Below are 12,109 nucleotides of genomic sequence, written 5' to 3'. Positions count from 1 at the left end.
GGAATCCCCGCTGCCTGTTCTCTGTTTTTTATACACTGCTCTCTGTTCTTCTATTCTCTATTTGCTAATCTCTATTTTTTATTCCCTGTACTTTATTCTTTGTTCTTCTATTCTCATTCTTATTAAGTTTTGTGACCTGGTTAAAGTTTCAATAACATTAAATAATCTTCTTCTTTTTCTTCTATTATTTGAAATCCCGTTTTTTCATACATCTTCAAAGCATAATTATCTTTGTCCACGCTTAAGGATGCCTGAGCATAACCATCTTCCCTCAACAACTGTATCATCTCTTCCATCAGCCGGGTTCCGATTCCCTGACCTCTGTAACTTTTATTTACGGAAATTGCAAACTCCGGGGTAACTGCATCAACATTTCCATAACCCGGATCCGCTCCTGCTAAAATTCTGGTCCATACTGCCCCGACAATCTTCCCTTCTGTCTCTGCAACCAGGCATCGATCATCCTTTTTTCCAAAATTCTCTATGTAGTGGTATAAGTCAGGTTGATAGATAACCTCTCTGGGCAGCTTTGGTTCCTGGTCCGGCTGATAGATTGCATTATATAACATCTCTTCCAAAATATTATTTTCCTTCGGTTTAAGCTTTCTGATAATCATACTTATACCCCCTTAATAGCTCAAGCTGTACTGTATTATAACACCTGCCCTGTCCTTTGGACAACCGAATCAGCCTGGTAACGTTTGAAATCTTCCAAATTATTCCGGTATTTTTAGTGTTTTATAAGTAAAGTTATAAACAAAATCTGTTTTTTTGCGGAAATATGCCAAATTGGCCACCGGTATGTATGTAGAGCACATTTCCTGTCAAAAGCGGATTTCGTTTATATAACTCGGAGACCACCCCGTACAGGGCTTTTCCGGTATTCACAGGATCCAGCAGGATGCCTGTCTGAAGCGCCGTTTTATGGATAAAATCCATCACCTGAGATGAAGTTATCCCATAACCTTCTCCCACATAATCATACACTATATGAATGCGGTCGTAACTTATCCGGTTACGGCACCCACCTACACGCAGCCCCTCTTCAATAATTCCGGCTATCTGCATTTCTGCATCTGCATTCTTATCATAGATATTGAATCCCACAATCCGTTTCCGGCATCCATACATCTCATTTGCCGCATAAAGCCCGGCGTATGTTCCTCCCGACCCAACCGCCACACAAATCGTGTCAAACGGCTCCCGTAAGAGACGTTCCTGCATCATAATTTCTTCATATGCCTGATAATACCCAAAAAATCCGATTCCGTTTGAAGCTCCTTCCGGAAGAATATATGCCTGAATCCCCCTTCGGGTATAAGAAGCCCTGATCTCCTCCATAAGCTGCTGTCTGCGGTATTTATAATCCTCCTCTGAAACAAACTGCACGCTGGCACCAAAAAGCAGATCCAGAAAATAATTTCCATCCGGCTGCATATCACTGCCACTCAAAACCAGATGCGCCTTTCTGGAAAACAATGCCGCTGCCGATGCAACTGCCCTGACATGGTTTGATTGGATCCCTCCGCAGGTAATAAATACCTCTGCCCCCTGATCCATCCCTTGTTTTAATGCATATTCCAGCTTACGTACTTTATTTCCACCCATCTCAAATCCGGTAAAATCATCCCTTTTCATAAAAAGTCTGGCATTTTCCCTGCAGTAGTCCATCCCATCAAGAGACCATATTGGCGTTGGTAAATTGGCGAGCTCAAGTCTGTCCGGTTTTCTCATTCTGACTGACCTCCAAATACGATTTGTTCATCATATGCCTGTCTGTCAGGGAATAGAATGATAACTCCTAACCAAAATCCGTCATAAAAGCCTCATTATGGGAAATTGCATTGCGAATGCTGTGCGGGGACCTGTAAAGGCATTTCATTTAATAGTTTTCAAGGAAATTGTATTTCTTTTTATCTTTTTTGTATCCTATCACTTTTGCAAGATTTACATTTTCTACACTGCGGAAAATATTCTTTTCGATGATTTCATCTTTCTTTCTGAACTGTTGAATAAGTTCTTTCATCTCATCCCGTTTTGACCCTTTTGCTCCACCACAGCTTGCACAATTTTCCGTAAATCTGCAGGCGCATTGAATAAAATGCAAATCATTTGTATCACGCCATGCCTTGATTGCTGCCTCTTTTACCAGATATAAAGGACGAATTAACTCCATTCCTTCAAAATTAGCGCTATGCAGTTTTGGCATCATAGTCTCAATCTGCCCATTGTACATCATACCCATCAATATCGTTTCAATCACATCATCATAGTGATGTCCCAAAGCAATTTTATTACACCCAAGCTCCTTTGCTTTCGAATACAGATAGCCCCTTCTCATACGTGCACATAAATAACAGGGACTGTCATCCACACCTGCTACAATGTCAAAAATCTCGGTATGAAACACCTTAATCGGAATCCCCAGCAGCTTAGCATTATTCTCAATAATCGTCCAATTCTCTTCATTATATCCGGGATTCATCACCAGGAATTCAACCTCAAAATTATTCCTGCCATGCTTTTTCAATTCCTGCATAAGCTTTGCCAGCAGCATGGAATCCTTACCACCCGAAATACAGACCGCTATCTTATCACCGTCCTGAATCATTTCATATTCATTGATTCCTTTGGTGAACTGTCTCCATACGGTTTTCTTATATTTCTTTATGATACTTCGCTCAATATCTGACCTGCGCTCTTTTATCTCATCATCTTTTTGAACTAGTCTGCTTAAATTCAGGCGAAGGTAAGAGCGGTAGCCGCCTTCTATATTAAATGCCTGATAGCCTGCAAGCTGCAATGTATCCACCACATCTCTGCTGCGTTCTCCCGTATGGCAAAGAACATAAACCATTTTTGCCTGATTGATATCTAAAAGAGAGGCATCAAATTCGTCCAGCGGAATGTTGATCGCCCCCGGCATGGTTTCTTTTTCATAATCTTCTCTGTTTCTTATATCAATAATTATACGTTCATTTTGATTTATTAATTCTAACTCTTCAATATTTATAGATTCCATTATGCTCATCCTTAACCGTTCCAATTTATCATTGCTTCATGGTTAACATTTTAAGCAATGTGATAAAAGGCCGTTTATTTATATTGTTATTTCCTATTAAAATACTAGGATAACATATTATACACTTCCTGGGGGTGGTTGTCAATTTGTAACCTGTCTGTATGAAGACAGGCTATGGGAAAGATCACCCTTTATTTTTCCAGACTATATTTTACTGTTTAAGGTTCATTGACAGCAAGGCTGACTTTTGACCGCTGTATGATCGGCAGTACGAGTTGAATGACAAAAACCCCATCTACAGTTTTAAAAGAGTGCAATCCACCATACCGTTCTACAATGGCAATCATACTTTTGATACCAAAGCCATGACCTTCTTCCCTATTTTGTGTTTTAGGGAACTTACCCTCCATTTCAAGGGTACCCGCATAGGCATTCTTGATGGAAATCAGGAGCTTTCCATCTTTGACAAAGACACGGATATCTACTTTACGCAGCGTTTCATCCTGCAGCTTTGCAGCGGCAGTAATGGCATTTTCCAGTCCATTGGAGAGTAATGAACAAATCTCTGTATCGTTGACCTCAAGCACTGCAGGCAGCTGAACCTTCGCACACAGGGATACACCCACTTTATTCGCTTTAGCGTCAAAGGAGGATAAAATTAAATTCACAGTTTCATTTTCACTGTAACGCACAGGGGTTACTGCGTTAATATCAGACTCAGCTGCCACAAGGTACTCCTTTATTTTTTGCATATCGCCATCCATGGCAAAACCGGAAAGCAGTGATAAATGGTGGCGCATATCATGGCGGTAGATGACTGTCTGCTCATTGGCGGTACGCAAGGCATTCAATTGCTCCTTCGCGGCTTCTATTTGTAAATCTAGCATAGCTTGTTCACTTTTCATACGTTCTAGTTGTTTTGCTACCCAAATTCTATCCTGCAAAACTTCCCACACTGCAAGAATAAACAGCGCAAACAATATCGTAGTAAACACCCAAAACAAAAGTGGTCTGCAGTATAAACGAAATGCTTCTTTAAATATGATAATCATGTACTGATTTAGAGGCTTATTAAGCGCTGCCGAGGCGAAAAACAACATCGTATACCCTGCCAAAAACACAACAAGCAATGACAAAAAGTATCGTAAAAAAGTATTTGTCCGCCGCTCTTTTAAACAATAATACAACATAATCCCAAGGAGTATAAAGCATAACAATTCTACTTTATCAAACCAATATGGCAAGGGCAAATGTAATACAAATGTGGCTGTATAGAGGATAAAATAAATGCTCCAGACAGAAAGAATCGTAATAAAATACATTTTTCTTAAATTGGTCATTTTAGTTCCCAAATATAAGAGGGGAAACAAAAAATAAAATGCCGTCGCCAGGCCACTATCTATCATCGGCAATGGGTTTTCATTTAAGACACTCATATAGCAAAACATTTGCAGTAAGGAGGCAAAAACGAGTAATAAAATAGGAAACCCTTTTTTCGAGGTTGAAAGCTGAAACAAAAACAAGCCAAACAACAGCACCGAAATGATTCCATAAATGGCACCGGGCAAAGCATGTTGATTTACCCATGCTTCATGCTGAAACAAAAGAACATCATCACTCACCAGCTCAAAACCAATAGATCCATATGGCTCATTGTCATACACCCTCGTTACTACAGTAATGGTTTTACCCACCCACGAGGGATTAAAAGAAAATACCAAAGAAAAAGGTTGATTTTGAGGCTTTTGCATCCGTGGCAATTCTCCCGGTACGGATAAATCCGTTTGATAGTTACTAAACACTAAACTTTCATCTACAAAAACTAAAACGGCTCTGCCAGTATCAATATAAATTTTGCTGTACGATGCCCAGTTTTCTAATATCGTTCTTCGTAAAAAAACTGTTTTTGTATAGTCTATTGCCTGAGTGGCAGTTAAAGATTTTTCTTCTCCGTTTTCAACACCTGAGATTTCCCATCCATTGTTATTTTCATAGTCAACGGTTAAATACAAATTGCTGGCATTAGTAGTTGTAAAACTATACAAATAAAGTAGAAAAAATATAACAATTACAATCAGCGTACTCCAAAAAAGTGCTTTCCTTTTCATCAATCCGTCCTTCAGCGAAAGCCATCGATGGAGTAAAACCCCTTAAAGTCTCCCGCATTTCCTTTTATGTGTTATTCTCTTCTTATAAATCACGCATACTACAGAACTTGTTAAAAGTGAGTGTTACTCGTAAATTGTTCTCTTCCGAAGTTGACTCTATTACGCTGGACAGCCAGCCCCCGACTGCCCAACAATTATATTAGAGGAAAAACTTTATGGATAAAGATTTCTACTAAACGAAAGGCATCCGTAACAAACAATTCTATTGAACAATTTCCCTCTGCCTTTTAAGCAGTATCCTTCCTTTACACGTCTCCTTTTCCCTGCTCCAGGTACACTCTTTGCAATGCAGACATTTACCAGGATTTCGACCCTCAAGTGCATCTTTTGCCCAGTTTGGGTTTACCATGATTCCCCGCGCAATATCTACTAAATCTACATTGGTTTTCTGAAGTACGTCTTTTGCCATTTTCGGGCTCATAATACTGTTAACTGCAAATACCGGTACTGATACCGCCCTTTTAATCTCCTGAGCCGCATAAATGCATGGCTGAAAAGGAAATTCTTCTGGTGCAGCCGGTTCATCTTCACCAGAGAATCCATAAGAAATATCCAGGAAGTCAATGCCCTCCTCTTCCAGTATTTTTGCAAATCTCAGTGATGCCTCCAAATCAGGCTCAAATCCTCCCAAACGAATACCCACCACAAAATCTGAAGGGACTTTATCTTTAATAGCTCTTAAAATCTCAACCGCAAATTTCTGGGGATACCTTCCATACTCATCTTTTCTTCTATTTACCCTGCAATTAAAAAACTCACACATCAGATATTGGTGGCAGCCATGTAATTCCACTCCGTCATATCCCGCTTTGTAAGCGCGGACTGCAGCATCCACAAACGCTTGCTGGGTCCTATGTATTTCCTCCAACGTCATTTCTCTTCCAGCGTTTTCGCCCCCCGTTTTTCTGAAAGCGATAATTGCTAGGGCACAAAAGCTCCTTTTCCACACCTGCAACACCTGCATGATGTATCTGTATAAATATTGGACAGTCTTCCTGATGTACAGCCTGAACAATGGCAGAAAGACCTTCTATCTGACTATCTTTCCAGATACCAAGCTGTCGTCTGGACAGGCGGCCTAATTCATCTACGCAGGTTGCTTCCTGAATAATTAAGCCAGTCCCTCCTTTTGCTATATTCCTGTAATGTTCAATGTGCTGCTCTGTAACAGAACCATCTTCCCTCCCTGCACTGTAACATACTACAGGTGGAAAACAGATACGATTTTTAATTTTGAGATTTTTTATATGAAATGGCTGGAATAATTGATCCATCTTGATACCTCTGCTTTCATTTTAATTACTGAGATAAATGCGTCACTGCTCGTACCACCAGATTCCATAGCCCTGGTTATTGGCAATCTGATACAGGGGTTCTATTGTTTGTCTAAGGGATGTGACAAAGGCATCACGTCCCCTTGCGCAATTATCGATGTGGCGTATATCACGGTTGATTGTAAGAAACTGATCCATAGTCTTTTTGTTGATCTGCGGTATCTTCTTTGCAGCTAGAAAGGCCTGAAACTGATACTGACAAAAGCCATTAAGATACCGGTCCAAGTCCGGCAATTTATTTCCCTTCTGACTGTTTACATTTTTAAACGCCGGATATAAATTCCATATTTCATTATGTAAAACAAAGCTCCAGGGTATAAAATGGTCGATGCTAACCGTTCCAAACCGTTCCTTATTTTCTTTCGTAAATGGCTGCCCAGTGTATAAGTCCGGTAAATGTTCTCTCTCCTGTACCAGTTCCCAATATTTTGACGCTTCAGACAATTTCCTTTGTATAGGTGGAAATATTTTAAACGGAATTGCAGGAACATTCAAATTGCGTGCCTGAATATACTCAATTAATTTGTAATGCATCCACCCTTCTATCACTGCAGCATTGGTCTTGATATAATCAGACCAGCTTTTCGAAACCGTAAGGGTATCATTTATTCGGTCCATTACGTACAAAGCATGATTGTGATCATTCTTATTATACTTTTCAATCAGTCCGTTTACATCTTTATCTCTGAAAGTATGATCCGTTTTCTTTTCAAATTCAATTTCCCGTTGATAAAATGGCCGGATTAATCTATAAGGTACCATATTGGTAAAGTCTTTTACTTTTTTTAATAAAAGCTTATCTTCACTACAATAAACAAACTCTACGATCTTTTCTTCCTGCTCTTCTCTGGGAACCTTTAATTCTCTGTGAATATACCAAATAGCATCTGCCAATTTATCTGAATGCCCAAGACTTAAATTATAATACACTACAGGATACCATGCCGCAGCTATCATTCTGGCTACAAGTCTTTTGTATTCCAGAATTCTTTCACCTTTTCGTATTTCTGTGAAAATTCCTTTGAACCAATAAATTTTGTAACTGGAAGAGAACTTATCCAGCATACTTTCCAAGTAGCCGGATTCCACGGTTGTAGATACTGGGAGGATTTGATGGATGGGCGGATTGGGCATTTTTATCCCTTCTTTCTTTGTAAATTAAACTATAATGATATAACACAAATACTTTAATTACATGTTTCTTTTTAATATATGAACGATCTCAACATCTGCTGGAAGCCAGTTTACTTTATCTAATTCTTCTTTGGTTAACCATCTGGCGGCTTCGTGCTCTTCATGGTCTGAGCAGGTAGTTTTGATAGCATTATCAGAGCCTTGAGGAATACCTGTCTATATGTCTGCTGTCCAAAGTACCTAACCATTATCTGAATATCCACAGAATCAACTTTTTTACTTTTATTTGCCAATAAACCTGCATTGATTATCTGGCTTATTGAATCAAAACTGTTCATAGTATATAGGAAAAAATCTCTAATCAGTTTGTCAAACAAAAACCAAGGATCTACTTTTTCTCATGCTACACTTACTTCGTATGTAGGAGCATTATCTGTTATCACTGACAGTCGCTTTACCATCTTCCGTAATATCATCAACAAAATCTGATGCAACATTCTGTTCCCAGCGAACAATTTTCATTGTCATTTTCTTAACTAGTCGGATATGCCTCAATTAAAACTAAAAAAAAATTAATATTCTTATTGTCCTTTCTAGAACAAAATCCTTCTCATTTCTTTATTTCATAATTATTCAATGACTTGCCCTTGATTTCAAACCATCTATCAAGGCTAGATATGTAAAAATCAGAAGATATCGAATTTCTTCCATCTCATAACCTTTCATTTCATACTCATATTTAAGATTAATTGTGTCAAATAAAATAACCCATCTTGCCTCTAATCTACTTCTGAATCTATATCCATTATACTGTGTTTATATTGGTTTTATTAATTAATTCATAACTCAATTCCTATTCTGTTTTTATCAACATAACATTCTTTACAGATTTTGCATTCACTCTATTTACAATTCCGACTCAATCTCTAAATTTCATATAACCAAACTATTTTTCAACAATAGATCTCACTGTTTCCCTTAACTGATCACTAAATTCTCCGAGATCTTCAAAACAAATTGCGCTTTCATTCATAAGCGAAATAATATTTTAAATCAGGTTCGACCGACTCATTTCCGCTCTATCACCATTTTTCTTCTTATCTTTTTTATCCGCTCCTCCAGGCTCCAAAATTTATCTGATGGATTTGCATCTTCACTTAGTAATTCTATATATTCCTTATTGAGCCTGTCCATATAGGCTTCCTGCCAATCCTCTATTTTTCTTCTAAAAAACTTCCAGTTTTTTCAGTTCAATCCTTCCAGTCACTTTATCATATTTGCATTACAAAATTTCTTTTCAGCAACCTGTCGGAATTTCCGACAGGTAGATTCTTGGTCTATTTCACAACTAATCCTATATCATGTTGTTAATAACCACAATAGTTACAAAATTTGCAACTACTGTATTTTATCCTTAATCAGATTCATTTTTTGCTTGTTCTTCCAAGTCCAGCAAAAACTTATCATAATCAGACATGAACATTCTGTCCTGCACAATACGATACTTTTCAAATTCAGTTTCTGCATGAAGTTTTGCCTGCTCCGCACTGATCTTACCTGCGTCTGTCAGTATCTCATTACCGTTAAATTCCAAGAAACCGTCTAACCTTTTCGCCCAGTCCTCCATACTCATAGGAATCTGTCTTTCAGCCTGCAACTCCGCATAATCAAGGTACAAGGATACAATTCTTTCCATGTAGGACATTTCCTTATCGCTCAAATAATTCTTTGCAATAGACACATCTGACTTGACAATTTTTCCCTCCGGAGCAGCTTCCCAAGTGGTCAATCCCATATGTTCTTTCTCAGCATCAGCACGCTCCACAATCAACTCTGCTGCTGTATGTCTGTGAACCGCCCAGTGCATCTTGTTCTGCACGGTCTGAAAAAAACGTTTGGTAGTCTTTGCATCTTTATCATAGTCAAAGGCTGTAGCATATAGGTCAGTGATTTTCTGATAAAATTTCCTCTCAGAAAGGCGAATCTCACGAATATTCTGTAACTGTCGCTCAAAATATTCATCTGTGAACATGTGACCTTTTTTCAGCCGTTCCTTGTCCATTGTCCAGCCTTGGATCGTGTAATCTTTTACGATTTGCCCTGACCACTTACGGAAACGTACTGCACGGTCGTTGTTGACTTTGAAGCCGACAGCAATAATCATCTGGAGATTATAGTGGATAACCTCACGATTCACCTGCCTTGAACCTTCGGTTTGAACTATCCGGAATTTCCGGATAGTTGCCTCCTCTGTAAGTTCACCATCCAAATATATTTTTTTAATATGTTCATTGACAGTCCTCACATCTACATCATACAACGCAGCCATCATCTTCTGCGTCAGCCATATATTTTCATCTTCATAGCGCATTTCCATGCTGTCTGCATTGTCACCGACAGCGGCCACATAGGTAAGGTATTCAGCTGCCGAGCTGTGTATTGTTATTTCATCTTTCTTCTTTGACATGGTAGTCCTCCAGTCCATAATCTTTTATTATATCTGCAAATGCCTTTATAGCAGGAACTATTTTGCCCGCTAACATATCCTGGTAACCTATTTCAATTACCGCATTCATATCATCTGCACTCCGTTTGCTGATATCTATGAGTGGCTTATTCGCTAATTTTTCAGTATTCATATTTCTTATCCTCATTTTGAACGGTTGCATATTTTACAACAGTTCATTTTCGTGACTTTACTTTTTATTCTTCTCGCTTCACATAGCTAATTTCAATATCATACCCAAGGGCTTCCAGCATCTGCACAAAAGTCTTGTTCACAACACCGTCCTGCTTTTTGATGATGCGGTTGACATACGGACTCGTAGTTTTAATCTTCTCCGCAAGCTGTGCCTGTGTCATACCGCTCTCTATGCATTTAACCTTAACGTCTACTTCTATATTATTTTTCAACATTCAAATCTCCACTGCCTGCACTGTTTTTAACAAATTATACTTATCAGATAATTTATTATACTGTATTTCCATGCTTTTTTCAATGCATTCCCAAAAAATAAGCACCCCGCTTTCCCGCAGAGTACCAACTTTCGTAATTCTATTTGTTTATCCTTTAATCTCAATCTAAATCCCTGATTTGAACAGAAAGTCCAAATGATCGTCATACACCGTTATTTTCTCAATCAGCTTACGCACCAACTGTTCATCGTAGGCGGTGACTTGAAATATTCAATCATTTCCTAAATCCGTTCCTTTCCCGCCTTGTAATTCACATTAGCCACCGATTCTTCCTGCTCCTTCTGCCGGACGTAAATCTTATCCACTACCTCTGAATAATCCTCTGATGCCACCGTCATTTTTACAAGAAGCGTCTGCTTTTCAATCTGCTTTTTGATACGCTCCAGTTCCTCACTGTAGGCATTGCCAAGCACCTCAGAGATATTCGTTTTCAGAACCGTGATAGCCCTCTGCTTGCCGCCAAGCACCTTATTGATTGCTGAATTTCTTCATAATATCAGCTTCAAGGTCTGAGGTATCGGTGGCTTCGTACTCTATTTCCTCGTACATCTTGTCCAGCGATGCCTTAGGCTCCTTTCTCTGCTGACGCTTGTCCTTGCGCCAAAGAGAACGCATATTCTCGTAATACTGCTCCTCTGATACAGCAACCTTAATAGCACGTTTCTGCTGTTAGCTCCATAGGAATGTAATACTGTTTGCTTTCACTGCTTGTCTGTAGATTTTCTTTCTTTTGCATCTTCGTTCCTTTACCGTCTGAGGGAGAGGTCCGGCAGGATGCAAAAGAACCTATGAATTTCAATGCACCGGCTCCGTATGCTGAAATGGGCATGACGAATTACGGTGGTACATCGAATTTCCGCACAGCTCTCGCTGTTTTCCGATTTTCTTTATGCATCCCACCGTCCTAATGTCCATCTAAGACGATGAGATATGATTTGTTTTACTTCTAAAGAGAGTTTTCTTTCTTGCGATTTTTTCTTTCTATCCGCACGATTATTCTTCTTTACCTCTGGCAAAAGCACAGAAAAAGTGTTATAATCCCATCTTTGACACATGTAGGGATTTATAGGTGCCACAACCCCTTGAAAATAATGGGTTTGTGGCACTTTATGCCCCATACATGAAATATAGTAATGTTCTATCTGTTTTTACTTTTTTTCTGAATTTCTTTCATCTTACGTTTCGTTAAAAATTGATAGTCTGTTCGGAAACCACAGACCTTGTGCAGATCGTCTGTTATTTCCTGCCGTTCATATACAGGCATAAAGCCTTGTTCTTCTATATCAGCAAAATTGATGCTCCTTAACACCTGAAGCAGCTGCTCTGTGGTATAGGTACCCTTTAAGGTGCGTTTCAGCAGCCTGAAATGTAATACTGCAAGGATGCATGTGAGAAAATGGGCCTTTATCCGGTCATCACTTCCACGGTAAACCGGTCTTGCCTCAAAATCTGTTTTCATGGTTCTGAAGCAGTCT

The 12,109-nt window shown here is 39.1% G+C and carries 13 protein-coding genes and 1 pseudogene; all 14 read right to left on the bottom strand.

The genetic code is table 11. From position 1 onward, the window contains the following. Window positions 1–140: 140 nt before the first annotated feature. Window positions 141–617, bottom strand: a complete 477-nt coding sequence (locus tag QR40_RS25745) for a GNAT family N-acetyltransferase (RefSeq protein WP_044289408.1) — start codon at window positions 615–617, stop codon at window positions 141–143. A gap of 133 nt (window positions 618–750) precedes the next feature. After that, a complete protein-coding gene (locus QR40_RS25740; RefSeq protein WP_044297453.1) occupies window positions 751–1,734 on the bottom strand; it encodes a 1-aminocyclopropane-1-carboxylate deaminase/D-cysteine desulfhydrase in 984 nt (327 codons plus the stop codon). A 148-nt stretch (window positions 1,735–1,882) separates the two neighbouring features. Next, window positions 1,883–3,022: a PP-loop family protein gene (locus QR40_RS25735; protein WP_027294408.1), complete on the bottom strand. Its 1,140-nt coding sequence runs from the start codon at window positions 3,020–3,022 to the stop codon at window positions 1,883–1,885. A gap of 218 nt (window positions 3,023–3,240) precedes the next feature. Continuing rightward, window positions 3,241–5,130 carry a sensor histidine kinase gene (locus QR40_RS31120; protein ID WP_052431060.1) on the bottom strand — a complete coding sequence of 630 codons (1,890 nt, stop codon included), beginning with the start codon at window positions 5,128–5,130 and terminating at the stop codon, window positions 3,241–3,243. 262 nt (window positions 5,131–5,392) lie between these two features. Beyond that, window positions 5,393–6,064, bottom strand: a complete 672-nt coding sequence (locus QR40_RS32730; protein ID WP_276325465.1) for an oxidoreductase — start codon at window positions 6,062–6,064, stop codon at window positions 5,393–5,395. After that, a complete protein-coding gene (locus tag QR40_RS32725; RefSeq protein ID WP_276325464.1) occupies window positions 6,042–6,464 on the bottom strand; it encodes an oxidoreductase in 423 nt (140 codons plus the stop codon). Before QR40_RS32725 ends, QR40_RS32730 begins: the two co-directional genes overlap by 23 nt. 42 nt (window positions 6,465–6,506) lie before the next feature. Then, complete coding sequence (locus QR40_RS25720) at window positions 6,507–7,658, bottom strand: HNH endonuclease domain-containing protein (protein WP_044297452.1); 1,152 nt, start codon at window positions 7,656–7,658, stop codon at window positions 6,507–6,509. A gap of 134 nt (window positions 7,659–7,792) precedes the next feature. Then, on the bottom strand, window positions 7,793–7,996 hold the full coding sequence (locus QR40_RS25715; RefSeq protein ID WP_044297451.1) for a hypothetical protein: 204 nt from the start codon (window positions 7,994–7,996) through the stop codon (window positions 7,793–7,795). Window positions 7,997–9,072: 1,076 nt separating this feature from the next. Further along, complete coding sequence (locus QR40_RS25710; RefSeq protein WP_044297450.1) at window positions 9,073–10,125, bottom strand: virulence RhuM family protein; 1,053 nt, start codon at window positions 10,123–10,125, stop codon at window positions 9,073–9,075. Next, a complete protein-coding gene (locus tag QR40_RS25705; protein WP_044297449.1) occupies window positions 10,106–10,297 on the bottom strand; it encodes a hypothetical protein in 192 nt (63 codons plus the stop codon). The genes QR40_RS25710 and QR40_RS25705 overlap by 20 nt, the downstream gene beginning before the upstream one ends. Before the next feature lie 64 nt (window positions 10,298–10,361). Further along, entirely contained in the window at window positions 10,362–10,574 is a 213-nt protein-coding gene (locus QR40_RS25700; protein WP_044297448.1) for a helix-turn-helix domain-containing protein, read from the bottom strand. A gap of 281 nt (window positions 10,575–10,855) precedes the next feature. After that, complete coding sequence (locus tag QR40_RS25695) at window positions 10,856–11,047, bottom strand: hypothetical protein (protein ID WP_160295875.1); 192 nt, start codon at window positions 11,045–11,047, stop codon at window positions 10,856–10,858. A gap of 236 nt (window positions 11,048–11,283) precedes the next feature. Beyond that, window positions 11,284–11,463: a hypothetical protein gene (locus QR40_RS25690; protein ID WP_044297446.1), complete on the bottom strand. Its 180-nt coding sequence runs from the start codon at window positions 11,461–11,463 to the stop codon at window positions 11,284–11,286. Between the two features lie 309 nt (window positions 11,464–11,772). Further along, window positions 11,773–12,109, bottom strand: a pseudogene (locus QR40_RS25685) (IS1634 family transposase); the annotation flags it as partial.

The sequence above is a fragment of the Robinsoniella peoriensis genome (assembly GCF_000797495.1).
In the GTDB taxonomy this organism is placed as follows: Bacteria; Bacillota; Clostridia; order Lachnospirales; family Lachnospiraceae; genus Robinsoniella; species Robinsoniella peoriensis.
The sequence above is the reverse complement of the archived record's forward strand: the minus strand, read 5'-3'. Positions and strand labels throughout refer to the sequence as shown.